The following is a 21,011-nucleotide window of genomic DNA, read 5'->3' as shown; positions in this document are numbered from 1 at the left end:
GCACTTGCCAACCCTGTGCTAGTTTTTCATTTGCCTCCTTTGCGCATTTCGTGAGGCAAATTCCTTTGATCTCGGATACGTCCAAGCTTCACACCTCCTTTGCTTCACACAACTGCATGCAGCGTCGAGTCTTGGCAGTGACCTAACCGTTTTCCATGCCTGACCTTTGGACCTTGTTCAGACAGCCCGGTTTAATGTATTCCGGTGCGGCTCCCTTTGCAGCTCGTGGCTCGCTCCTGCTCTTCGGCGCTCTATGCAGTTGTGTGAGTGATATTTTGATTTCTAAGCTGTGACCTTAACCCCGTACTCCTGTTCAATCCAGTTAACCAAGCTAATCTTTGGAACCCGTAGCATCGGACGCTTGTCCGATCCGATGTTAATCACCGGGAATCCGGTTCGCCGAGCTAGTTCGTATGCGTACTTGCGTTCAACCCGCAATATTCGGGCAACCTCGTCCATTTTGAGTAAGGGCGGGAACGAGTTGAGGTCAGTTGCTGCTGGTTGAGGCTGTGACAAGGTGTTCACTCCTTTCATTTATGCTGAGCAACCTTTCAGGCTGTTTTTTGTTCACATTTGTGAACGTTTTCGATAAAAAAAATATCTTCAAACTCTACATCTAAAGCTTCGCATATGTCCTTTGCAACTTGAGGACTAGGATTTCGACTTCCGCTTTCCAATTGGCAAATGTAAGACACTGCTCTGTTGATTGCTCGCGCAAGACCACGTTGCGAATATCCTTTTTTTATTCTTGCTTGAGCGAATTCACGAACCTTAACCTTTATCTTCATTGTCACCACCCTTTCGCTCGTTTCCTTCTGTGAACAGAATAACACGCCTTGTTTCTTTTTGCAATCACTTTTTGTTTCTTTTTGAAAACAATTGTTTTCAAGTGTTCACATGTTACAATAGAACTGTTCACAAACGCTAACTATCAAATCTGAGAGGAGCCGCTTTATGGATTTTGGCAAGTATATAAAGCAACTTCGTGAAAGTCGCGCCCTCTCTGTACGGGAGTTGGCGCGAAGGTCTGGAGTATCTTTTGCTCATATTTCACAAATTGAATCTGGTCAACGTGGTATTCCTAAGCCCGAGACTATTAAGAAGCTAGCAGATGGTTTAAATTGGGAATTTGATGACCTAATGCACAATGCTGGTTATCATAAAGAGCCCATATCCCCTTCCGACAAGAAGGACAAGCCCGTTAACCGTGCTTTCCTGAAGTTGCCAGAAGATACAACTGAGGAAGAGAGGGAGTTCCTTCAGGCTCAACTTGATCTGCAGTTGGAGATGTTCAGGAAGTTAAAGGGGAAAGAAAAAAAATAAACTGTATAACACACCACGGAACAAACAGCCCTGTTTAGTCTATAAAGACAAAACGGGGCTTGTTTTTGGAAGGAGAAGATGTTTTGACTGCTGTCTATACTATATGCACAGTAAATCAATTCCACTACAAGGAAGAGTATGTTTCTCCTACTCAAATTCGTATTCCAGATGTGGAGGAGGCGCCAGAAAGTAATTATAAGTTGGTGGATCCTGAATACCTTATGCTGAAATTTGATCAGCATGGTGAACCGATTACCATTGATGGATACAAAGCACATCAGGACTTGGTAATTAAGAAATATGGTCGGGTTTTTGGAAAAGAATTCCATTCATTCCTAGTCCCTCAGGATTTTTATATGTATTTTGTTAAAGAACTAAATATTTTGTTAGTTAATGCGGGCAAGGATACTGTGAAAGCATTCTTGGAACGAATGAAGGAAGACTCTCAATCGGGTTTTAAAGCTGAAACATTTGAGGTTGACTTTAATACAGTGATGCAGCTAATTCCAGTTATTTCAGGAGCGTGGGTTGCAGAAATCAAAAAACCTAACCTCCGATCAGCTGGATTCTTTGGGAAAAGTGTTGATAAGAACGAAGAGTTTAAAGCTGCAGCACAAGCAGGAGTAGTTAGTTCCTTGATGTTTGAATATTCCAGTTCCTGTTGGCCTTATTCCCTGAAAATTGCCATTACCAGAAATGGTGGAATCGTTTTTTATACCAGGGCAATTGATCCTAAAAGCAGAAAAATTTTCATTGATAAGGAAATTGAAATCGCAACTGAGCTCTTTCTTAAATACATCAAAAAATAAAAGTGCCTTATCTTGGAGATAAGGCTAAGTAATCTTTTGATAAGTTAACCAGTTCACCCATCGAGTTTGAACTGATTGTTAACTTATTTTTATGAAGATCAACTTGGTTATTCTGGACCTTAAAAACTACGTTAAATTGTAAGATCTCGTTTTGAGAAAGCTTATTGATATAGAGCCCATAATAAGGGTTCTTATCGTCAAAATTAACCGATAGGTAATATGTTTTACTTTCTGGTTTAATAACAGTTTCTGCTGATTCAATTAGTGGGGTAATAGTTCCCGTGAGAGTGTCTATAGCTTTTTCATATGCTACTGGATAATTAAGCATATGAATTTCAATCTCTTGGTCATCTACATAGAACACTTGGAGTGTCAATCCATTTTGACGCACTTCAACTTCGTTAGGGGAAAGATAGAGGATCTTTTGCCCCTCGTTTTTACTTCCAACGAACCGCTTTATAAGCTGCTCAAATGTTTCCCTGCTGAAATGCCCTTTATAGGTTATAACCATGTCCCAATTAGTCGTTGGGTTAATAAAGAAAAATCTGATCCTTTGAACGATCAGGTAAAACGATTCCCATCTTTGGTAAAAAAACCTGATTGAAAATGCAAGCCATCCAGAAACTCCTCCGATAATGGCTGCAAACTGCAATGGAAACTTCGCTAATACAACGCCAAGGAGGAGTACAATGAATAAGACCGAAACCAACAACATTTTTCGATTTCTTCTCATTAAGGTTTTCCTCCTTTTTTTACTTTAGTATAGGATTTGTAGTTGCGGATAGTCAATTTCCATAGCAATCAGTTTTTGGCAATTTTCTTCATTTCCCTCTTGAAAGGTTCGTTTTTTCTTCAGATAATAGAACATATGTTTCGTTAAGAACGTTTGTTCTTACTGAGGAGGGGTAACAATGTTTGATTTGTATAAAACCACCATACTTGAAGAGTGGTTGGAAAACCAGTACCAGGCTTTTGGAATCCTTTCTTTAGATGATCTTACCATCAATAAGGTTTCTTGTGCTTTTGATTTGACAGTAATACAGTTACCAGGAGCCAAAGAGGAGGCCATCTGGGACGATGAACAAACTATTATCTTCTTAAATTCGGATAAGCCTTATATAGAGGTCCGTGAAGCTTTTTTTCACGAGTTGTGCCACCCTCTTCGGCATGCTGGTGATCAGCTCATGCTTCCGCGTATATTTCGTGAACTCCAAGAGACACAAGCTAATCAGTTCCAACTGTACGCTGCCATGCCTTTCTTCATGATAAAGAAGATCACGCTACCTCCACATAAGAGTGAAGCGATTGGCTTATTAGCTCAACTGTTTGGAGTTACTACTCGTCTTGCTAGTCGCCGACTGGAGCAAATCGAACGACGCATTTACGAGGCTCGAACTCACCATGAATTTGTTCAACTTCTTCAAAGCCAGCGAAGAAAAGCTGATCCAGCTAACTGGTGTCCCGAAGCAAAAGCTATGTTTCGATTGGCTATTCAAAGAAAAATCCAAAAAGGTCAAGGAGTTGTTATTCGATGAAAATAGCCGTTTACTATGAATATTTTGAAGGTCAACTAGCACCATTTAAGTATGTCATAACTTTCCGCCAATCAGAAATTGACTGGGACAGATACGCAATTTATGTACCTATTGATGCTCCGTTTCAGCGCCTGGAAAGCGAGGATTTTAACCCCAGTTCTTTGGGGATCTCAGTCACCCTCGATGACATGACACTTCATTCTGATAAGGCCGGAAAATTTGGAATTCGCTTAGCTCCGCTTAAAATTCGTGCTATCGAGGGTGGTGTAGATTTCCGGGATATTGAACAACTAATCATCCAAGTTGCAGACCTGGAAGAACTTCTGCAGATGAACGTGTTCATTGCATAATAATTGGGGGAGAGCTAAGTATGGAAAAAAAATCGTCTTTGCAGAAAACCTCAACACCTGGCATATACAAGCGTGGGAATAGGTACTGTTTCGTGGTGGAGCTTGGACGAGATGAGCTAACGGGTAAAAGAAAACAAAAATGGTTCTCTGGCTTTAAAACGAAAAAAGAAGCTCAACAGGCCCAAGTCGAAAAATTGAGGGAGATTCAAACTGGTCTACTTGTGGAAACGTCTGATATGACTGTCGCTGAATACATGGACTACTGGCTCGAAAACTACGCGAAGGTGTCGTGTAGGCATACGACCTACAACGTCTATCGTCAACGAACACAACGCTATGTGATCCAGCTGATCGGTCGGATAAAACTGAAAGACCTCAAAACCATGCACCTGCAAAAGATGTATGCCGATCTACTGAAGAACGGTGCCAAGTACCGGGCTGGCGGTATATCCCCGATGACCGTCCGGCACATTCACGGCATGATGCATAAAGCTCTAGAGAACGCTGTCCGTTGGCAGATCGTACCGCGTAATGTAGCGCAGTTGGTGGAACTGCCACGCGTGGAGAAAAAAGAGACGCTTGTATTGACCAAGGAACAAGTTCAGCAGCTTGTTGAGGTAGCCAAAGGACATGAGTTGTACATCCCGATCTTGATTGCTGTCACAACCGGCATGCGCTATGCGGAGATTTTTGGGCTAGCCTGGAAAGATGTTGACCTTGAGAAACGAACGATTCACGTCCGCCAGCAAATCGTAAGGACCAGAGGAGAGTATCGGTTAACGGAACCAAAAACGAAAAGCAGTGATCGTATTATCTCCCTTTCGGAGAGCCTGGTAGCTCCTCTCCGCCGCTACAAGGCCGATCAGGCACAGAAGAAACTATTGATCGGGCCAACGTATAACCCTGACGGTTTGGTCTGTTGCCGTCCGGAAGATGGGCTTCCATATTCCGCGACACCGGTTCGGCGAAAGTTTTGCGAGCTTCTTGATAGAGCAGGACTACCCCGAGTTCGTATTCATGACCTTCGCCATACGGTTGCCACTCTGCTGCTAGAGCAGGGTGTCCATCCAAAAGTTGTTTCTGAATTACTCGGTCACGCGAATATTGGGATCACTTTGGATAGATATAGTCACGTATCCTTGACCATGCAAAAAGAAGCTGTGGACTCCCTAGAATCGGCCATTTTTAACTCAAAAAATGCACTTTAGTCGACAAAAGGTTTGCAGTTTGTTTGCAATTCACCTCTTTGACTATGCAAAAACATTGAAACATCAATGATTTCGAGAACAGATGTTAAATAAAAAACATTTTTGACATAACAGACACTCTCCTTGTTTATTTTTGTTTGAAGCAATCAAAATTTTGGCCATACCTAACACATCTGTTTTTTAATCGCATTTCACTTACGGAATAGCTTGATCAATCCAGTTGACCGCTCGATCGCGCAAACCGCCATCGCTGACTATTGACTCGTTAACCGACGACATGCTTGCTACGATGATTCCCAGTGTGAAAACAATACACATCAGAATCGAAAACAACTTGCTCATACCTATCCCTTCCTCAAGTCAGGTATTTGTCCAAAATTTCCGTAAGCAGCTTATACCAGGGAAACATAGCTACGAGTAATCCCATATAAAATGCCGGATAAACAATGACACTGTAGCCGATCCCCAGTGATTTGATTTTCTTTCGATGCCGAAACATCCGTCGATGATCGACAGCCCACTCCAATCGCTGCATGGTCAGGGCAACCTGACTTTCACTCAAGTTTTCAACAGTTCTCATACTGGACACCAGAATAACCGCATCTTCAACTCCCAGTTTTCGCTTGAATGTTTCCAAAGCTTCATCAGGATCCTTGTTCCATTCGGAAAGACTAGGAACATATTCCTTTAACAGACGGGTCGGCCGTGCCGCCTTTAGCATGGCACTGTATACGGGGACCTGATTCTCCAACAAATTGACGTATCTGTTGATAAAACGGGCAATATCGGTACTCAGCACCTCCTCCCGGTACCCGGCCCACACTTTCAATCCGATATACGGCAGCATAAAGCTGAGGGTAGAAGCGATCAGCAGCGTCCATAGTGGAAACGACTGCGAGCGGCTAAACATTGCAGCGAACAGAATCAATAAGCAGACAGTTGTTCCACTGACCAACTGGGAGAACACCCACTCAGGCTTGCCCCATCCAAACGGCCGTCCGGCGCGTTCGAGAAGCTTCTCCCATGCTTGATCTTCAGTTGCGTTCACCGTTTTTGTCCAAATATCTCTCCAGGGAACGGAGACAAACAGCTTGGGACGTTGAAGGCCAATCAAGCACCTCCCTATAAACAGACAACCAATAAAGACAAAGACTGCACCCAAGGTCAAAGTGACATACATGTAAACCTGTGGCATTAGCGATACCTCCTTCCCCAGATGAATGCCAGCAGGATGGAGATGGACCAGACGGTAACTGCCAGCGATAAAATCGCTTGTCCATCATTGGTAAAGAAGTATAGTCTGTAAGAATCTTTAAGCAGACTCTGATTGTAAGGAATCAAACAAATACAAATGATGATCACCACAATCAAACTAATCCAGATCGCATGAATTTCGCTGTTTCTTTCCTCTTTTTCGTCCTGTTGTATAAACATTTCATTCGTAAGCCGGTTTAACGCGGTTTGAATATCTTCGGTTTCTCCCTCCAGTCCGCTTGCCACATAGGTTGCGAAATCAGAGGCCCACGGATGGTCCAACCGTTCCGCAAACTGATTCAAAGCAAGGACAGGATCTCCCCCATCCGACAGCTTATTGGTCAACAGCAAAAGGTCCGGCAATAAGTCTTTCGGGCATTCCTCAACCATATCCCGAAAAGAGAGAATAATGTTTTTTCTGCTGCTGTAATAGCGAGAGAACAGGTCGACAAAGCGACAAAATGACATGATTTTTCGGTTGATAAGTACGGTATAACGGGCGTACAGCAAAAGAGTTGGAAGCAATAACAGCAAAACAAACAGCGAGAGTGAGACGACGATATTTCCAAGGAGGATGCCGGAAGCAAAGCCCGCCGCAGACCCAACCACGGAAAGAATCAGGTATACTTCTGGAACTCCCCCTGCCACCTGACACCATCGTTCGTACTGGTTGTATATGAATTGATTGGTTTTTCGCTGAAGCATTTTTTCCCGCCACGCTGCTACCGTTTTGGAAAAAAACACGGGGGGCGCGGACCATTTCTGATACAGATACAAGCCTAGCAAGTAAAACCCGATCAAAAGGCAAACAAACATGGGGATGAACAAAAATAGCTTCATATCAACCTTCCCATATCCGTCAGGCGCAGCTCTTTCAGGGTGTCCAAATCGGCCCTTCCTACATAGCACATGTATTCGACCAGGTGCCCATCGAGCTGCTTCCCTGTCCATTCGTACTCTCCGCTAATCCTGTTGCGATATACGAGCGGTACGGACTCGACTCGATTCATCAGATCATTCCATTCCGTCACGTGAATGGCATCAATAAAGCGATGTCCGTTGTTTCGATAAGTGAGCGAATTCACGAAATTGACGGCACGGCTGATCCTCTCCTGAGTCAGTTCGACACTTCGCCCGCCGTACTGATAAACCAGATCGGTCAAATCGTTTAGGGCTTTATGGGGAAACCGTTCATGCATCGCAGCGATCGTAGCGTCTGTTCCTCGCACTCCTGCATTGATAAAGTGATAGGCCTCGATCGGCTCCCTGATTTCTCCAATCAGGATCGTATTGGCGGTAGAACGATACATATCCTTAAAGGAATTCGCAAGTTCGATACCGATTTCTTCAACATTTTGCAGCTCAATGACTTCCCCGCTCCACACGTCTCCAAATCTCATTTCATGTTCGCTTTCAAAAATCGTAATGTACTCGGTTCGCGGGTCCTTTAGTTTGAGCATGCACAGCATTAAGGTCGTCTTTCCGGCTGCCATAGGACCAATGACCAACACATTTCCCCGGCCGTGCACTTGCTGCTCGATCAACAGTTGTACCTTTTCATCAAAGGTTGGCATCTCCTGTTTGCGGAGATCATCCAGCGAAAAGGCAAGAGTCGCAAAACGCCGTACAATGATGACAGGGACTCGGGAATACGGGAAGGTAAACATGGTCAGCCGCGCTTTTAAAGACTCCAGGTAACCACTAAGGCGCGGCTTCTTTTCATGGAAAGAAAGGCCTGCCGTATTAGTCAGCTTCTGTTGAAGCGTCTCTACCTCTTGCCATGTGGGCATATAGTTTAACGTCTTCTTCACTCCCTGCTCAATATAGGCAACCTGGCGGCCCGCAGAAACCCTCACTTCCTCTACCCACGGAGAAAGATGTAGTGTTGCGTCGATGATTCCCCACCCGTATGTCGAGAAAGCAAGCCCTTCATAAGCATTGACATGAGGAAGAATTTCTTCTTTGACGGGGCGTTTCAGCACTTCTTCAAAGTAGTGTTGCAGACGAAGGATAATATGACTGTGGCTGTCACGGTCGCCTTTTTCCGCTAACGTTAAAATTCGCTGCATTTCAACCTTTTCTTCACGTGTAGAGCCAAAGTGGTTTAAATAATCGCGTGCCGCCTGTTTGATATCTTCGATGGTCTTTATCTCCGATGGATTCCATTGTCTGACCGCCTTATTCATCAACACACGACCGCTCCTCTTACCATTTTTTCAGTTTCCATAATGGCTTGCAGGCTCATGACATAAGGCTTGGGAGGAAGAAATTCCTCTACCAACACACTATGGGTTCGGTGTGACTGCCGCAGACGATCATCGGAAATGCGTGGAACCACTCCGTATACAGAAATACCTTCACCGATACGATGATTCTGCCCCTTATCGATATGGCTAAGCATGACCTGATACTCTACCCCGCGCTTCTCCCAGCTTTTTATCCATTCTTTTGCTCCCTCGATGCTAAACGGGTCCGATCGGACAAACAGCAAATTGCGATCGGCGGTGTAAATCAATCTCTGCATCGCATCTGTCTCGGGAAAGCTGTAGCCCCAGTCAATGTAGATGTAGTCAAACTGTTCCCGCAGCGATGCCATCAAATTGGATATCTCCATGCTTCTCCAATTGCTTGTGGCGTTTGCATAAAACAGGTTGGGCAGTTGGTTGCTTTGTTTGCAAATTTTTCGCCATGTTCGCAAACAAGCTGTACGCAAATCCAACAGGTCCGGTCTGAACTGGCTTAGTTGATGTTGCTGCAGCTTGAAAAACCGGGTCAAATCCTGCTTGTGAACATTCATATCAAGAACGAGAATCTGTTTATCAGGGTTTTGCTTCGCCAATAAAATCGGGTAGTTGATGCAAAAGGTCGTTACCCCTGCACCTCCGTGACTCATCAAAGCGTATATCATGCCCCGGCCTTCATATGGGCCAGCCGTATCGTCTTCATCGTCCAGGCTCAGGATTTGTCCAATCCCCTTTCGTATCTCATCCTGGGTCAGATTGGCGGAAAGTATGTAAACACCGCTCAGATCAGCCTTCTGTACCACTTCCTTAATCAAGCTTTCATTGTGGTAAAGTGGTACGACAACAATCGGTGTTTGAGGATCCAACGTACTCCTTGCCAAGGGCAGCCACTCCCAGACAGGTGTCTCAAACATCTCGGCAAACAGTACCGCTGCTTCTGGTTGATAAAGTTTAGCCAAACGATAAAAATCGGCAGAAGACTCTGACACCAGAACCTGGCAACCCATGGGCATATACGTGTGAACAAGAGATTTTACCGGATAGCAGACGATCGTCTTCATGATGTTATCTCCACCTCCTGATTCGATAATTGACCAATCTGGACGATCCCGTATAAAAACGCCTCACTAATCGCGGTAAATTGTTGATCGGTCAGATTCAAACCGATAAAGGATGCAAGCGCAGTCGGCTGTGAACGGTAATCTTGGTAACGCTTTTCACCGTTTAGCAACGGTTTCTCTCGTGACCCATTAAAGACCGCATCCATATGGTCGGGAGATGGAAGGGGATTGGGCCTGATCGTATAAATTTCTGTACCATTGCTGTCTCTCACCGTTGCCAGCTGGGTCGTGAACAGTAAATCCGCAGTTCCATTGCTTTTCCTGAAATGACTTGGTTCAGGCAAATGTTCCAATTCGGAAGGTGGTTTATACGTGACCCATACCTTCACATAGTCGCCTTTTCTCAATTCTGTGACGGGATTAAAAAAAGTGAGAGGAAATTCATAGCGGGCCATTCCTTTTTCCGGGAGAAGCTGATTGTCCGTCAGCTTGCTCTGTAAAATCTGTTCACCCGAAAAGATCGTTTGCGTGCTGCGTTTTCCAAGGACACTCTCCAAGTCCCTGATTGCATCGGGCAGTATGTTGTCGATTCCCTCCTGAACCAATACGAGATCAGCTCTGGTTATCGGTTCGTACGGGGCAATTACCTTGCCTGGGGCTACCTTTACCACCGGGGCAAACAATCGCTTGAGAGCAATTGCATCAATATATCGAGTAGCCGCATAAAAGCAAGAGCCAGCCAGTATAAAAGAAATGATGCTAATAATGATTAACGTCTGTTTTTTCATAGCCCTCTTCCTTCGCTAATGTAAAAGTGAGGCAAAACCGCTCTCCTCTTCTGGAAACTGCTCTAGCAGCAGCATAGCCTTCGAGTGGGCTGCAAAGGTTTTATCACCATCAAAAAGCGGGATTACTGTATGGACTTGAGCAGAAATGCCCTCGTTCCAAAGAGACAGGGTTCCAGCCACTTTTTTCATAATGGCTGTGCGATTCCACTTTTCATTCCATTTATTCGCAACCATCCTGATCTTGCTTTGATTGCCTTGCCACCAGCTCGGAGCTTTTTCCGTCAAAATCATCCGGGTGAGCCGTGCTATATCAGAGTCAAATACGACCCAAATCTCATCAAGCATCGTCAGCAATCGCTCAATCTGATGATTTTTCCAAGATGAGGATATATCGATCAGGACAGTGGAGCTCTCCTTGCTCAAGCGAAATAGCCAATCAACAGCATCGCTGCAGGAATCCTTGTTTTTCAGCGGGGTATCAACATGGATGCGAAGACAATCATTTTGCATGTAGAGAGTGGAGGACAAGTCTTCTTGTGCAGCTTGATGTGCCCTCCGTTCAAAGTCGAGAGCAAAATACAGGTAGGAGCTTGTGCCAGGCAGTTCGCAAAGAGTAACAGCCGATCCGCTGCCTGCCATAGCAAAGGCGACATTGCCAGCCAAAAAACTGGCGCCAGCTTGAGGATACAAGCTCAAAACTGCAATGCATCGGCGATCCTGTCTACGCGTCTCTTCGATTGCCACGCTCGTCAGTTTCTCCTTCAGCTCTGCAAGGCGTCGCTCTTCTTCCGTGGTACGGATCAAATCTCTTTTCTCCAGTTCGCGAAACTTGCTGACAAATCGGTTTACTTGCTGAAACATCATTAGCCTGCCTGCGTGTCATTTTCGTTTTGTTTTGCTCGCAGGTATTCTTTGAATTTTTCTACCATCTCTTTCATCGTGAGATTTTTACGATGGTAGTAGTATATTTTCCGCAGCCTTTCTCGTTCCTGAAAGGTGAGATTTTGCTTGATCTGGCCGACCATTTCTTGCAATTGGGCCAGCTCGGCATTGTTTGGTCTGCCTCTTCGTGGAGGTTTGGCAAACAGCTGCTGCTGTTTTTTGCAAAACGCATGGGGCTGCTCCACCAGCCACATATCTACCAATGATTCAATATCCGCCAATGAACGTATTCCCAGCCGGAGCAGGTATTTAAAGTAGGCGGGGAGGTTTCGCTCACCGAGCTGTCCAGATCTCCAGCGGCGATAATAACCAGTCGGGGAGGTTAACATTTTCGTTACATCACGAACGAGGATATTGCGATCACCGGATTGATAATGTACGATCGTATCCTTTACCAAAGTGAAAAGGAGATCATGGTAATCGGCCTGCTGTTCATTTTTGCCGTGCTCGTGCGTGTACCACTCTTCGACGGCCCGGTCAAAGTCTTTTCGGCAATTCGTGAGATTGATGCTGTCCAAATGTTTGTAAAAGTACTCCAGTCCATAGCGGGAAACAATCTCATCTTGATAGGGACCGAAGACAAACAGGATAAATCTTTCTTTTAATTCCTCTACTGACATTAGGCAATTCGTTTGTTCGTAGCAGCGATTAACCAGTTCTCTTGCGTTTTTCACTGTCACTTCAAATTACCCCCAATTATTACATATTTATACATTAGTAGACATTTTGCTACATATTTCACCATACGTCAAACCATTTTTGCTTCAATGATAGGGGCCCGCCTTGGACGCATCCGTACAAGGCGAGCTTGCGGGTTACTCTACGAAAAAGTAGAGCTCTTCCCCGGTTGCGAGCAGAAGAGCAATTCTTCCCCCGCGCTCAATGACAGTCGGAGCACTCTCCATAACCACGATCCCGTCATTGAGGACAATCCTTTCTCCGAATCGGTTTACGGACTCGATCCGAAAGGTTCCCTGAGGCATGCGGTCCACTGACAGATGCCTGCCGGGTTTGTGCTTTTGGTAACGCAGGCGACGTCCCAAAAGCACATCCACTCCTGTAGAGCGGTCTTGGTGAGCTTCAACTGTTGCCAATTGCAACTCCTCCTTTTCTCACCAATTTTTTACGGCCGTTTCATACGCTTATAAGCTCATGAAACTATCCTTACCGTAAAAAAAGACAGCGTATGGATGCAAATAAATTTATCCATCTTCCCACAGGCGGGGATCGGCAAGCTCCGGGTACATGTCCGTAATCATGTCAAACGGGGAAAAGTACAGCGTATCTACAAGAATCTTGAGCTTGTATTTCCGCAAATAGTGGTAAGCCTGCTCCGTTTTTCCAAATATTCGCGGCAATTCGCGCAAGTCTTTAATGTTCATCAGTTTGTTGCACATATAGTCAAAACAAATTTTTGCCCTCTCCTCCCCCTTTACGCTTTGAAAGTACAGCGGGGGGAAATGGCGCCGAATGCCCGCAAGAACCTCCTCGTAAACCCATAGTATTTTTTGCTCCTCCGACGGCTTCGGAAGATACGGGTAGGCGTATTCCACGAGGTAGTATTTAACAACTTACAAAATAGCTGTTATATCAATGATTTTCCCATGTGGATTGATTGAAATGGGGACAATTTGGGGACAAACTGTGCAATTCATAGCAAAAAAAGAACCAAACAAAAAAGCTCTTCTCTAATGAGAAGGGCCCTTTCATGCTGGTTCTGTTATTTCCTTGATACAGTCAGGTACATCGTTTTTCGGGCTGCCCACCATTGCTGAAACTGGATAGGCCCGCATCTGTGTGGCGTCGTAGGGAACGAGAAGGGATTGCAGCAGGTCAGCGTCATATTTTTCTGACCTTCTGGGCGTGTCCAGGTGTCGAACAAACCAGCGAAGGCGTATGGTTCCCCGTTTCGTATGGTGATCCTCATCGGTTGTTTCCCACGGTCCGTGATCTTCCACTCATAAAAACCTTCGACTTCTCTGTAACCCTTTGAATTCCGTAACAATTTGGTTTGCAATGTTTGCAGAAAAAGAGCTCTTCTCAAGGGTAGGGCTGAGACATTTATAAAGGGTACCAAACTTTCCTAAATGATATACACTTGAAACCTTTGCCAATAAAATCCGTCTTATTAGGTAATGTGTTGTTGTAAGAAGTTAACAAAGGAGGTTGATTTTTATATGAAGAGATTTTTAATTTACACACTGATTGTTGTTGCCAGTTACATTACTGGTATTTTAGCTTTTAAGGCTACGTATAACCTACTCTCTATCCCAGAGGGGAGCGAATACGACTTACTATTCACAGGGATAAACTTATTCTTCATTTTCACTGTTCTTCCAGCGTATTTTTTTATTATGTCTTTATTTCGGTTGTTTCAGATTCGTTCAATAATATTAATGGGAATAACCTTAATACTGTTTGGAATCATCCCATCTACATTTGTCCCCTTTTTGGGTGGTTTCGGTTTCATTTACTTAAATTCACAGTATTTCCAATCCGAATTGTTTATATTACTTTATTCTTTTTTTGCGGCGACAGCCATTGCTTTTTCTATCGGGTTGTTTTTATCAAAAAAAACACTTACAGAATAAAAGAGGTTGTCCCCTACACACTTTCAGGGTAATTAAGCGATAAATAAAACCATCTCGTCCACTTCAGGCCGTGAAACGAGATGGTTTTCGTTCTCTTTTCTGGATTTTGTCTTTTGGAATTACCCTTTTGTGAAATCCCTTTTTTTAACCCCGTATAACACTAACTTTCTGATTGAATTTCAGTAGACCTGTATAGACGGTTTCTCCAGTACTTCTTGGGTCGTACGTGTGGAGAGGTAGTGGCCTTTCATTATCAACCTTTTTCCAAATTTCATGAGCCGGATAAGCATCATGTGTTCCTTGTACAGTTACTTTTCCATCTCTATATACCCGAATATTGTATTTCCAGTCAATATCCGGTGAAGGATTAAACGTCGGAATATTTACAGCTGCCTCTAAGAGGATATCTACATGCTCACCATTAGGACTAAATTGCCAAAAAGTACATTTAACCCCTGAATCAGATGCTTGACCAGTAATATCTGGGCGAATTGGTTTACCAGTTTCAATATCGACGGTCCGCTCGATTGTAGGTCCTACGCCAGGATAATGATAAACTCTCTTATTGGTAAAATCCACCTGTACATGTGAGCACAACTTATATGCATGTTTATCGTTTAGTGTATCATATTTGAAATACCGATTATTCCCGTTATAGAGAATTCTTACTTTACTGGTTCGCATAAATTCAATCCATTCCTCTGGAATAAATGCTGTTACACGAACTGCCACTTGATAAGCCATTCTTCATTTCCCCTTTTGTTGGTGATAAACGACGTTTTAACTGGGCATCGTCGCTTTCACCTATCTAGGAAAATTTTGGGGATAGAACGGAACAACTTTCATAAAAAAATGACGGGTATTTCACAAAGTAACTTTGGAGGTTTATATCATATCAAGCTGAAGATTGTTCTGACTCCCCCAAAAAGTACATCTGTTCAACCCCTCAACTTTTCGATAAACTTCGTTTTTATTTCTTGAATGCCATCTTCCTTCGACATTTTCAGGAAACCAGCTAAATGTTGGATCTCTGGCTCCATCTTCAGTAAAAGCATCGTTAGCGCATCATTATCTCCACATTTTGCTCGTTCTATCATTCTGCTAAATGAGTGGTTAGATATTGCCTCAACTTCTTTAGACCGCGATTCTTGCATTGAATCACTCCTCTCTCACCCATGTTAAGTTCTCTACCAATCTCTTTACCTGTAAATCCCTCTAAGACGATTTTTCGAATGATGTATCGCTCTTTTTCATTTGAAAGCTGTTGCAACAATTCATCGACAAAAAACGAGTCTCCCACATTATCGAAAGCACTTTGCCGATTACCAAAGTCGTCTAAAATAGGACACTCTTTTTTGAGACGTTTTCTTTCTCTGTAATTCAGATTCCAAGCAATACGTTGCAATAGTTTCTTACATTCATCTCTCGTCACCCTTACCATCTCCTACTACGATTATGTAGAGAATGAAAATTATTTTCTGAGGGTGTGATCGCAGAAGCAGTTAATATTCATCTTGTAAATACCTTATCAATTAACTTTCATCGAGGTATTCCGTTTTTGTATCAAAAACACCCCAGCGTATAAACACTGAGGTGTTTCAAAAGTGTAGTAAGAACGTTTGTTTTTGTATTATATGCGAACATCCGTTCTGAATTCAAGCAAAAAAATACTCCACTTTAAGTGGAGTTATGCTTGGGACATACCTATTATGTTGCCACCAATTGTTTGGAGTTTCGCTTAACTATTGCAGCTCGGATAATATTCGCAACAAATCTGTCAGTCCCACGAAACGTAGTAATGGATTTAAATTCCTCAAATCCCATCTCATTTACTAGCATCCCAAAAAACTCATCGGCAAATGAACTGGAAAGGGAACGTACCCCTTCGAAATCAAAAACGACTGGATTTGTCGCTGTTGCATCCAATAGGTACGGACGAAACTTTTCTTTCGCTACTTTCCCGCCATTTCTGGACTTTAATAACTCTTGAAATTCAACGAAGCGAATACGCATAAATAGACCTCCTTCACCAGAGATGGGCATCTATTATGTAATCCAGAACGTTAGCCGGTATATTGCTTCCCCAGATGATGTCTGGATCAATAACTTTATCCGTTTTAATTTCCAAATGGACTATAGTTCCGGGCCATTTGGGAACTTTAGTTACTGTCTTTCCGTTGCCATCTGCAACAAGACGGCCACTCCCGGAGGTTATAATCAGCCTACCCCCGTTTTGCTCAACAATCCTTCTTGTGCGGTATAGACCAACCCCACCGTTAGTGAGCGGGTTGACGGTCACATCTTCATCAACCGCATACCTAAGGGCATCTTCATCCGACAGATCCGAATAAATGTCTCGCTCTCTCAACCTGTTCCCAATCCCGATACCGCAATCTATGACAGCAAATGAGATTCGGTTATTTTTAGGATAGGATTGCCCGATAACAAACCCATCTACCTTTGATTTTGAATGGTTTATAACATTGTCAGTAACTTCAGCGATTGTCCAGTCCAAGCAAGCAAGGATAGACCTGTCTATGCCTTCCCAATGTCTCTCGAGCATTTGGATCACTTTTGAGGGAATTCCGGATTGAGACTCTTCCGTTAGACGTGTAATCGGAATAAATCTCCCGGTATCATCGTGTCGCTGGAAGAGTTCCAGGTAAGGATACCCGACATCTCTGAAAAAATTCATCCTTGCAACATAGTCCCTATTATCAGGGTGCATATTTGTACAATTTACATTTACCTCAAACTTCAACCTGAGTCTTTCGACGAATGAGGCAATTACCCCTAACACGATTGGGTTGATAAAACGCTCATAGTCAAAATCAATGGTAAGTTCGAGGTCTGATGAAAAAGGATCGAGGCTTGCTCTGATTTTTCTCATCTGTAAAAGGACCTGGTCCAAGTTTGAGTAGATAGTTATAACGTGCATTATCACGATCATCCTTGGCATTTTTGTATTTAAATATACCATGGATTGCGCCAAAAGTTGTGAAGATTTTTCCAACTGGCACAAAAATGACCAGTGTTTGCTTCCTGCGCTTGATCGTATATTTACATTATGCAGGAACATACGTTCGTTTTCAAGTTAAAAAAACGCTCCACCTTTTAGTGGAGCATTACTGGATATGGCCTTTCTCCAATGTCAAAGGCGTTACCTTCACCAGAACTAACGATTGGAGCTGGAGGATCAAATGGACCACGCAAGAACGTTTTCATGCAACCGCCTCCTTTCTTTTTCTCTATCATACAGACTTTTCAAAAAATAAAAAAGCCCCCACTCATTAAGAGTGAGGGCATACGCATCCATTTGTTAGTTTTACGCTCTTTGTCGTTCCATCCCATGTCACCTGCAGTCCAAGCGCTACCGCTAGTTCCCGAGCAGGAGCATAAGAAACCCCGCCAGCAATTACTACTGCCAAAGTGCGACCATTGACCTGTACCTGTTTCGTCGCCGCATCCCACTCAGGAGACACACCTACAGCCTCAGAAACGGCCCTAACCGGCAGATAAGAAACGCCGTTCTGAAGGTAACCTTTGACGAACAGCTGGACGCCATTTACCTCTATTGTTACTTTTTCCACATGTTTATCAACAGGCGGTGTGGATATTTTTGTGGCAAGCAATCCGGCCAGAAGGTCGACAATCGCTTTCCCATATTCAGCAGCTGGCGCCCACTTTCCGCCGAGGGATTCCACTGTCTTGGCTGTTCCGCGCACTGATGGGAAGTGTCGTGGGTCGACGATCTCGCCCTTTACTTCCACTCCAGCATACAGAGCCAGATGCTGCAGGTGTGCTCTGACCCCTTCCTCGTCATTCAGGAATCGGGCGTGCGCGAGTGGATCGGTGTTGCTGCCGCCTTTGGTTGTCTTGAGACCGCACCAGTTATGGAAATCGCGGGATAGTACCCCGCCGAACCGACCGAAGCTTGTCTCTTTCGCCGCTTGGGCGTAGCTGACTTCTGGACGGATTCCTAGCTCAGCTCCGATCCGCCAATACACGGGTGCCAGATCGATGAACGCCTGAGCTGCTTTCCTCTGCCGTGCCCACTCCTGGGCCTGCTCGACGGTAGCCTGGGCTTGTCCGGCTATGGGTGTGCCTGATGCTGACGGGGCCGCTCCTGCCTTCTTTAAGCCGTATACCTCGGCAATGGCCTGGACGATTGCTGCCGCACACTTCCGGCGATATTCGTCGCCCTTGAGCAGCTCCGCCTCTTCCCGGTTAGTCATAAACCCGCACTCTACTAGGATCGCGGTCATGTTGGATTCGCGTAGCACGTGCAGGTCGCCAGCCTTTACTCCGCGATCCCGGCGACCTGTAGCACGAACCAGCGCACGCTGCACGGCATCAGCCAGCTTCACGGCTGCAGCAGGCCGCGAGGCATAGACAAACGTCTCGATGCCGTTAGCGTCGTTCCAGTTGTTGCCGAAGGCGTTTGCGTGGATGGAGACGAATACATCTGCCTTCCAAGTATTTGCCTTGTCTGTGCGTTCCTTCAACGGCACATCCCGGCTGCCGTCGTCGGTGTGGGTGAAAAGGACTTCTACACCTTCGTATTGCTTCAATCCGTCCCGGACGTAACGGGCAACGACGCTGTTGAAGTGGAATTCCCGCATGCTGTCGTCCGGCGTTCTCTTTCCGGGAGTGTCTGGCCCGTGTCCTGCATCTATCGCTATCTTCATGACTTATCACCGTCCAAATATTTTTCTTTTTCCTGCCTACGTTTGATTGCGCGTGCCAGCTTGTGCTCGATTTCATCTGACACTGCTATTAGTGCCCACTCCGGCACCCATTTCTCCCAGCCTGCCCGAACAACATTGGCCGTCATGCTTTTCCAAATGTGCAAGCCGAATGCGGCAGTGAGAAAAATAAACGCGATGCCGGGCGTCCCAAGCACTCTATCGATCAAGTGACCTACTGCTGGCATGAAGAGCATGAACGCTGTCCGAAAAGCCCCGTTGATTCCGTATTCAGATGCGTAAGAACCATCGATCTTAGAAGCCCGGTAACCGGCTGCCCAGTCCATCGCGATCAACAACAGGTACAACACAAGGGCTAAATACCGAATTGGCCCTTCACCGTAAAAAAACTGAAAAGCTGAAACAAAAAAAGCGCCAGCTGCACCAGATATGATTGATTCTTTCATGTGCTCTCTCTCCCTTCGGGGCAGAAAAATAGCCCCGATCGGTTCGGGGCGAGCTCCTGTCGTGCTGCATGAAAAAACGCCTTTTCTCTGATGAGAGAGGCGTTACGCTGCTAGAGGCTTGCCATCGGTTCCAAAACCCAGGGCAGCAAGCTCTGCTATTACATCTTCTTTTATTGTTGAAGGAACCTGGTCTATGGTTCGGCGGTCATTGATGATCAAACAAACATACAGATCGACGAGAGCCATAATGGTGTCACCTCCTTTCCAGGTGATAAGCCAATATAATAACCTAATCAACATTTTCATCAGCATCCAATAGGGCCTGTACATCTCCCCTTATATTCTCAGGTACGTTTTCTATCTCTCTCCGGTCGTTTTTTACCAAGGTGTAGTAAAGTTCAATGATTTTTTCATTCATGATGGTGTTCCTCCTGATTGCAAAACAACAATCATCTCATAAAGTTCTGCAACTGCCTCCATGGTCATGAGGCTATCTGCTCTTAGCGCTTCATTTTCTGCCTTCAGTGCAGCGTTTTCCGCTTCCAGTCTCACAATCTTCGCTTCTGGAGTTTCCTTTTCGGCATCACGAATTTTACTGATATCCTTTACGTTTTGGAACTTCATCAGTCAAACGCACCTCCAAATCCGTCTAGTCTGACGCGCTCAGTGGCGGTGCCCTTCGCGATGACAACCCAAATATCAATCCGCCAGTCCTGTGCCGTTTTTGTCTGGTTGGTGAACAGATAACCTCTGCCGGCCGTTACAGCTGCCGTAGCATCTTCCCATGTTGGCTCCGCGTCGAGGGCATTGTTGCAAACCTTAACACTCTCGATTGATGATCCTGGTGGCAAGTAGCGCTCCAAAGTAAGCAGCACACGCTTTGGCATACCATCAGGCGTAAAGTGTGCAACTACATCCGGGTTGTCAAAATTCAGCAGAAACTCAATGTGTGTCTCCGTCCGGGTAAATGTGTAGGTCCTGGTTGACGTCAGCCCGTTGCTGTCTGACGCCTCCACGGTCAATGTGTGCGGCGTGTCCAGGTCTAGCCGGATCCATCGATCATGCGGGATGGTTACCGTCTCTTCCTGACCGGCTACGCCCGGGAAGGAGCGTATCACGATGCCGTCTATTTTCTCCGTGACCGTAAACTGGTTACCCTCGGGCTCCGTGACTGTGTATACCTTTGACGGAGGCACCATGATGGTGCCCAAGTCTTCGTTGGCCCCGCTTATTGAGGGCGGGCGATTGTGAATGACCCGGAATTTACGAGTAACTTCAGGAGACTTACCGCCTTGGTCATCATCTGCCCAGACAGTTAGTACATGGTCGGTGTTTTCAGCCAGATCAGCACCGACTACTTCCGCGGCACCGTCCCAGATCCGCTTGTTTCGATACGTCAGTACCCGGGCAAACGAAAGAGGCGTTACCCCATCGGATACGCCTGATGCAAGATTGCGGGTTGGGCCGCTATTGATGCGGTACTTGACCAGCACATTGTTGTCTACATCGAATTCCATGGCCGACCCCTCAACCTGCAGGGTCGCTCCCTCTGTTAGCATTTGTCCGTCTGCGGTCGTCAGGGTGACGGTGGGCAGTTGATTCAGGATGCCGTAGTATCGAACTGCATTCGATGTTTGATAGATGGTCGGGGGCACCGTGAATGGCGTCTGGAATGTCGGGTCATACAGCGAAGCTGGCTTGGAGCCCTGCTCTACGATCACCGGGCCGCTCCAAGTGGTGAACTCGTCAGTCGAT

29 protein-coding genes and 2 pseudogenes are annotated in these 21,011 nt (G+C 45.3%); 6 read left to right on the top strand and 25 right to left on the bottom strand.

Features of this window, described 5'->3' with window-relative positions:
* Positions 1-282: 282 nt before the first annotated feature.
* Positions 283-459, bottom strand: a complete 177-nt coding sequence (locus EDM54_RS27315; protein ID WP_371862626.1) for a helix-turn-helix domain-containing protein — start codon at positions 457-459, stop codon at positions 283-285.
* Between the two features lie 92 nt (positions 460-551).
* Complete coding sequence (locus tag EDM54_RS02450; protein WP_122957714.1) at positions 552-788, bottom strand: helix-turn-helix transcriptional regulator; 237 nt, start codon at positions 786-788, stop codon at positions 552-554.
* Positions 789-954: 166 nt separating this feature from the next.
* Here EDM54_RS02450 and EDM54_RS02445 point away from each other — a divergent pair, with 166 nt between their 5' ends.
* A complete protein-coding gene (locus EDM54_RS02445) occupies positions 955-1,323 on the top strand; it encodes a helix-turn-helix domain-containing protein (RefSeq protein ID WP_122957713.1) in 369 nt (122 codons plus the stop codon).
* 83 nt (positions 1,324-1,406) lie between these two features.
* Positions 1,407-2,132 (top strand): hypothetical protein, encoded by a 726-nt coding sequence (locus EDM54_RS02440; RefSeq protein WP_122957712.1) that lies wholly within the window; start codon positions 1,407-1,409, stop codon positions 2,130-2,132.
* Between the two features lie 7 nt (positions 2,133-2,139).
* Here the strand turns inward: EDM54_RS02440 and EDM54_RS02435 are convergent, their stop codons facing one another.
* The gene (locus EDM54_RS02435) at positions 2,140-2,865 is read right to left on the bottom strand and encodes a hypothetical protein (protein ID WP_122957711.1); all 726 of its coding nucleotides are present in this window, start codon (positions 2,863-2,865) and stop codon (positions 2,140-2,142) included.
* Between the two features lie 178 nt (positions 2,866-3,043).
* On the opposite strand from EDM54_RS02435, the gene EDM54_RS02430 reads away from it, so the two are divergent.
* The 3 genes from EDM54_RS02430 to EDM54_RS02420 are packed head-to-tail and all read left to right on the top strand — an operon-like array spanning position 3,044 to position 5,225.
* The gene (locus EDM54_RS02430) at positions 3,044-3,667 is read left to right on the top strand and encodes an ImmA/IrrE family metallo-endopeptidase (RefSeq protein WP_122957710.1); all 624 of its coding nucleotides are present in this window, start codon (positions 3,044-3,046) and stop codon (positions 3,665-3,667) included.
* The gene (locus tag EDM54_RS02425; RefSeq protein WP_122957709.1) at positions 3,664-4,017 is read left to right on the top strand and encodes a hypothetical protein; all 354 of its coding nucleotides are present in this window, start codon (positions 3,664-3,666) and stop codon (positions 4,015-4,017) included. Before EDM54_RS02430 ends, EDM54_RS02425 begins: the two co-directional genes overlap by 4 nt.
* A gap of 20 nt (positions 4,018-4,037) precedes the next feature.
* Entirely contained in the window at positions 4,038-5,225 is a 1,188-nt protein-coding gene (locus EDM54_RS02420) for a site-specific integrase (protein ID WP_122957708.1), read from the top strand.
* 195 nt (positions 5,226-5,420) lie between these two features.
* On the opposite strand, the gene EDM54_RS26340 is transcribed toward EDM54_RS02420, so the two are convergent.
* The 11 genes and pseudogenes from EDM54_RS26340 to EDM54_RS02370 form a co-directional block, all read right to left on the bottom strand.
* Positions 5,421-5,567, bottom strand: a complete 147-nt coding sequence (locus EDM54_RS26340) for a hypothetical protein (protein WP_170208410.1) — start codon at positions 5,565-5,567, stop codon at positions 5,421-5,423.
* Positions 5,568-5,580: 13 nt separating this feature from the next.
* A complete protein-coding gene (locus EDM54_RS02415) occupies positions 5,581-6,420 on the bottom strand; it encodes a hypothetical protein (RefSeq protein WP_039070442.1) in 840 nt (279 codons plus the stop codon).
* Positions 6,420-7,319: a hypothetical protein gene (locus tag EDM54_RS02410; RefSeq protein WP_003390320.1), complete on the bottom strand. Its 900-nt coding sequence runs from the start codon at positions 7,317-7,319 to the stop codon at positions 6,420-6,422. Before EDM54_RS02410 ends, EDM54_RS02415 begins: the two co-directional genes overlap by 1 nt.
* On the bottom strand, positions 7,316-8,665 hold the full coding sequence (locus EDM54_RS02405) for an ATPase, T2SS/T4P/T4SS family (protein WP_031933447.1): 1,350 nt from the start codon (positions 8,663-8,665) through the stop codon (positions 7,316-7,318). Before EDM54_RS02405 ends, EDM54_RS02410 begins: the two co-directional genes overlap by 4 nt.
* Positions 8,665-9,783 (bottom strand): P-loop NTPase family protein, encoded by a 1,119-nt coding sequence (locus EDM54_RS02400; RefSeq protein WP_031933446.1) that lies wholly within the window; start codon positions 9,781-9,783, stop codon positions 8,665-8,667. The genes EDM54_RS02405 and EDM54_RS02400 overlap by 1 nt, the downstream gene beginning before the upstream one ends.
* Entirely contained in the window at positions 9,780-10,571 is a 792-nt protein-coding gene (locus EDM54_RS02395; protein ID WP_122957707.1) for an SAF domain-containing protein, read from the bottom strand. Before EDM54_RS02395 ends, EDM54_RS02400 begins: the two co-directional genes overlap by 4 nt.
* 15 nt (positions 10,572-10,586) lie before the next feature.
* Positions 10,587-11,315: a CpaE/TadZ family protein gene (locus EDM54_RS02390; protein ID WP_231504317.1), complete on the bottom strand. Its 729-nt coding sequence runs from the start codon at positions 11,313-11,315 to the stop codon at positions 10,587-10,589.
* A gap of 119 nt (positions 11,316-11,434) precedes the next feature.
* The gene (locus EDM54_RS02385) at positions 11,435-12,193 is read right to left on the bottom strand and encodes a hypothetical protein (protein WP_003390315.1); all 759 of its coding nucleotides are present in this window, start codon (positions 12,191-12,193) and stop codon (positions 11,435-11,437) included.
* Between the two features lie 135 nt (positions 12,194-12,328).
* On the bottom strand, positions 12,329-12,607 hold the full coding sequence (locus tag EDM54_RS02380; RefSeq protein WP_024984068.1) for a hypothetical protein: 279 nt from the start codon (positions 12,605-12,607) through the stop codon (positions 12,329-12,331).
* A 108-nt stretch (positions 12,608-12,715) separates the two neighbouring features.
* Positions 12,716-13,075: pseudogene (locus EDM54_RS02375) on the bottom strand (DUF4046 domain-containing protein); the annotation flags it as partial.
* A 158-nt stretch (positions 13,076-13,233) separates the two neighbouring features.
* Positions 13,234-13,440: an SOS response-associated peptidase gene (locus tag EDM54_RS02370; protein ID WP_255320375.1), complete on the bottom strand. Its 207-nt coding sequence runs from the start codon at positions 13,438-13,440 to the stop codon at positions 13,234-13,236.
* A 250-nt stretch (positions 13,441-13,690) separates the two neighbouring features.
* Between EDM54_RS02370 and EDM54_RS02365 the strand changes: the two genes are divergently transcribed.
* The gene (locus EDM54_RS02365) at positions 13,691-14,104 is read left to right on the top strand and encodes a hypothetical protein (RefSeq protein ID WP_122957705.1); all 414 of its coding nucleotides are present in this window, start codon (positions 13,691-13,693) and stop codon (positions 14,102-14,104) included.
* Between the two features lie 144 nt (positions 14,105-14,248).
* Here the strand turns inward: EDM54_RS02365 and EDM54_RS02360 are convergent, their stop codons facing one another.
* From EDM54_RS02360 to EDM54_RS26855, 11 genes and pseudogenes are all read right to left on the bottom strand, one after another.
* Complete coding sequence (locus tag EDM54_RS02360) at positions 14,249-14,848, bottom strand: DUF3238 domain-containing protein (RefSeq protein WP_122957704.1); 600 nt, start codon at positions 14,846-14,848, stop codon at positions 14,249-14,251.
* A gap of 194 nt (positions 14,849-15,042) precedes the next feature.
* Positions 15,043-15,144 (bottom strand): hypothetical protein, encoded by a 102-nt coding sequence (locus EDM54_RS27310; RefSeq protein WP_371862625.1) that lies wholly within the window; start codon positions 15,142-15,144, stop codon positions 15,043-15,045.
* Between the two features lie 53 nt (positions 15,145-15,197).
* Positions 15,198-15,536, bottom strand: a complete 339-nt coding sequence (locus EDM54_RS02355; RefSeq protein ID WP_170208409.1) for an RNA polymerase sigma factor — start codon at positions 15,534-15,536, stop codon at positions 15,198-15,200.
* A 275-nt stretch (positions 15,537-15,811) separates the two neighbouring features.
* Positions 15,812-16,117 carry an STAS-like domain-containing protein gene (locus EDM54_RS02350; RefSeq protein ID WP_170208408.1) on the bottom strand — a complete coding sequence of 102 codons (306 nt, stop codon included), beginning with the start codon at positions 16,115-16,117 and terminating at the stop codon, positions 15,812-15,814.
* Between the two features lie 13 nt (positions 16,118-16,130).
* A complete protein-coding gene (locus EDM54_RS02345) occupies positions 16,131-17,042 on the bottom strand; it encodes an ATP-binding protein (RefSeq protein WP_122957701.1) in 912 nt (303 codons plus the stop codon).
* A 352-nt stretch (positions 17,043-17,394) separates the two neighbouring features.
* On the bottom strand, positions 17,395-18,792 hold the full coding sequence (locus tag EDM54_RS26335) for an N-acetylmuramoyl-L-alanine amidase (protein ID WP_170208407.1): 1,398 nt from the start codon (positions 18,790-18,792) through the stop codon (positions 17,395-17,397).
* Positions 18,789-19,256: a phage holin family protein gene (locus EDM54_RS02330; protein ID WP_080597818.1), complete on the bottom strand. Its 468-nt coding sequence runs from the start codon at positions 19,254-19,256 to the stop codon at positions 18,789-18,791. The genes EDM54_RS26335 and EDM54_RS02330 overlap by 4 nt, the downstream gene beginning before the upstream one ends.
* A 102-nt stretch (positions 19,257-19,358) precedes the next feature.
* Positions 19,359-19,502 (bottom strand): CD1375 family protein, encoded by a 144-nt coding sequence (locus EDM54_RS26330; RefSeq protein WP_170208406.1) that lies wholly within the window; start codon positions 19,500-19,502, stop codon positions 19,359-19,361.
* Between the two features lie 43 nt (positions 19,503-19,545).
* A complete protein-coding gene (locus EDM54_RS26860) occupies positions 19,546-19,674 on the bottom strand; it encodes a CD1375 family protein (protein ID WP_255320374.1) in 129 nt (42 codons plus the stop codon).
* Positions 19,671-19,880: a hypothetical protein gene (locus tag EDM54_RS02325; RefSeq protein WP_122957700.1), complete on the bottom strand. Its 210-nt coding sequence runs from the start codon at positions 19,878-19,880 to the stop codon at positions 19,671-19,673. The genes EDM54_RS26860 and EDM54_RS02325 overlap by 4 nt, the downstream gene beginning before the upstream one ends.
* A pseudogene (locus tag EDM54_RS26855) lies at positions 19,880-21,011 on the bottom strand (DNRLRE domain-containing protein); the annotation flags it as partial. The pseudogene EDM54_RS26855 and the gene EDM54_RS02325, both read right to left, overlap by 1 nt.

Source organism: Brevibacillus borstelensis, from assembly GCF_003710865.1.
Classification (GTDB): Bacteria; Bacillota; Bacilli; order Brevibacillales; family Brevibacillaceae; genus Brevibacillus; species Brevibacillus borstelensis.
This window is presented reverse-complemented; position numbering and strand designations above follow the sequence as displayed.

Coding starts and splice junctions, on each gene's coding strand:
- EDM54_RS26335 (WP_170208407.1), bottom strand. CDS start 18,792: ATGAAGATAGCGATAGATGCAGGACACGGGCCAGACACTCCCGGAAAG.
- EDM54_RS02365 (WP_122957705.1), top strand. CDS start 13,691: ATGAAGAGATTTTTAATTTACACACTGATTGTTGTTGCCAGTTACATT.
- EDM54_RS02350 (WP_170208408.1), bottom strand. CDS start 16,117: ATGCGTATTCGCTTCGTTGAATTTCAAGAGTTATTAAAGTCCAGAAAT.
- EDM54_RS02325 (WP_122957700.1), bottom strand. CDS start 19,880: ATGAAGTTCCAAAACGTAAAGGATATCAGTAAAATTCGTGATGCCGAA.
- EDM54_RS27315 (WP_371862626.1), bottom strand. CDS start 459: ATGGACGAGGTTGCCCGAATATTGCGGGTTGAACGCAAGTACGCATAC.
- EDM54_RS02410 (WP_003390320.1), bottom strand. CDS start 7,319: ATGAAGCTATTTTTGTTCATCCCCATGTTTGTTTGCCTTTTGATCGGG.
- EDM54_RS02330 (WP_080597818.1), bottom strand. CDS start 19,256: ATGAAAGAATCAATCATATCTGGTGCAGCTGGCGCTTTTTTTGTTTCA.
- EDM54_RS27310 (WP_371862625.1), bottom strand. CDS start 15,144: ATGGAGCCAGAGATCCAACATTTAGCTGGTTTCCTGAAAATGTCGAAG.
- EDM54_RS26340 (WP_170208410.1), bottom strand. CDS start 5,567: ATGAGCAAGTTGTTTTCGATTCTGATGTGTATTGTTTTCACACTGGGA.
- EDM54_RS02405 (WP_031933447.1), bottom strand. CDS start 8,665: ATGAATAAGGCGGTCAGACAATGGAATCCATCGGAGATAAAGACCATC.
- EDM54_RS02450 (WP_122957714.1), bottom strand. CDS start 788: ATGAAGATAAAGGTTAAGGTTCGTGAATTCGCTCAAGCAAGAATAAAA.
- EDM54_RS02345 (WP_122957701.1), bottom strand. CDS start 17,042: ATGCACGTTATAACTATCTACTCAAACTTGGACCAGGTCCTTTTACAG.
- EDM54_RS02360 (WP_122957704.1), bottom strand. CDS start 14,848: ATGGCTTATCAAGTGGCAGTTCGTGTAACAGCATTTATTCCAGAGGAA.
- EDM54_RS02395 (WP_122957707.1), bottom strand. CDS start 10,571: ATGAAAAAACAGACGTTAATCATTATTAGCATCATTTCTTTTATACTG.
- EDM54_RS02415 (WP_039070442.1), bottom strand. CDS start 6,420: ATGCCACAGGTTTACATGTATGTCACTTTGACCTTGGGTGCAGTCTTT.
- EDM54_RS26860 (WP_255320374.1), bottom strand. CDS start 19,674: ATGAATGAAAAAATCATTGAACTTTACTACACCTTGGTAAAAAACGAC.
- EDM54_RS02430 (WP_122957710.1), top strand. CDS start 3,044: ATGTTTGATTTGTATAAAACCACCATACTTGAAGAGTGGTTGGAAAAC.
- EDM54_RS02445 (WP_122957713.1), top strand. CDS start 955: ATGGATTTTGGCAAGTATATAAAGCAACTTCGTGAAAGTCGCGCCCTC.
- EDM54_RS02370 (WP_255320375.1), bottom strand. CDS start 13,440: ATGAGGATCACCATACGAAACGGGGAACCATACGCCTTCGCTGGTTTG.
- EDM54_RS02400 (WP_031933446.1), bottom strand. CDS start 9,783: ATGAAGACGATCGTCTGCTATCCGGTAAAATCTCTTGTTCACACGTAT.
- EDM54_RS26330 (WP_170208406.1), bottom strand. CDS start 19,502: ATGGCTCTCGTCGATCTGTATGTTTGTTTGATCATCAATGACCGCCGA.
- EDM54_RS02420 (WP_122957708.1), top strand. CDS start 4,038: ATGGAAAAAAAATCGTCTTTGCAGAAAACCTCAACACCTGGCATATAC.
- EDM54_RS02425 (WP_122957709.1), top strand. CDS start 3,664: ATGAAAATAGCCGTTTACTATGAATATTTTGAAGGTCAACTAGCACCA.
- EDM54_RS02435 (WP_122957711.1), bottom strand. CDS start 2,865: ATGAGAAGAAATCGAAAAATGTTGTTGGTTTCGGTCTTATTCATTGTA.